The organism is Providencia rustigianii DSM 4541 (assembly GCF_000156395.1).
Classification (GTDB): Bacteria; Pseudomonadota; Gammaproteobacteria; order Enterobacterales; family Enterobacteriaceae; genus Providencia; species Providencia rustigianii.
In genome coordinates this window covers 388-850 of sequence record NZ_GG703841.1, presented here as the reverse complement: position 1 = coordinate 850, position 463 = coordinate 388, and the positions used below count along the sequence as shown (strand labels likewise).

The 463-nt window shown below is 47.9% G+C and carries 2 protein-coding genes; both read right to left on the bottom strand.

The window, feature by feature from the left end:
- A partial coding sequence (locus PROVRUST_RS20280; RefSeq protein ID WP_006816524.1) for a GPW/gp25 family protein occupies positions 1-153 on the bottom strand: 153 nt, incomplete at its 3' end.
- On the bottom strand, positions 150-463 hold a 314-nt coding region (locus PROVRUST_RS18865; protein WP_006816523.1), incomplete at its 5' end, for a phage baseplate assembly protein V. The genes PROVRUST_RS20280 and PROVRUST_RS18865, both read right to left, overlap by 4 nt.

Below are 463 nucleotides of genomic sequence, written 5' to 3'. Positions count from 1 at the left end.
CTGATCAATTAACTCTGATAGCAATGACCCATAAGTGCGGCGAATAATCCGCGACCCAATAGGCGTGATTAAAATATCTCTGACTGACTGGCGGATATGCTCAATATCTGAAATCGCCGTGCCGTCGATTCGACTCATGCCCTGATATTTCATTGCGTCCCCTCTGTTCGGCTACCACCACGCTGCACACCGCCGTGACTGTGGTCATCAACAACAACGCCATTTGATGAAAACTTGCCACCTTTATGCGTAATATCACCGGTCATTTCTCCGCCCTTGGTTACGTTCAACGTGGCGCACGTTAAATTATCCGAGCAAATAACAGTTGGAGTATTGAGTTTGATTTGCTTAGCGGCATCAACGATAACCACTTGCGTTATCGCGCTAACTTGCTCACTGGCTTCAATATGTGCGGTTGTGATACCAGTCGCTTTCAACGCGCCCGTGGCTGGCTCATATTCAA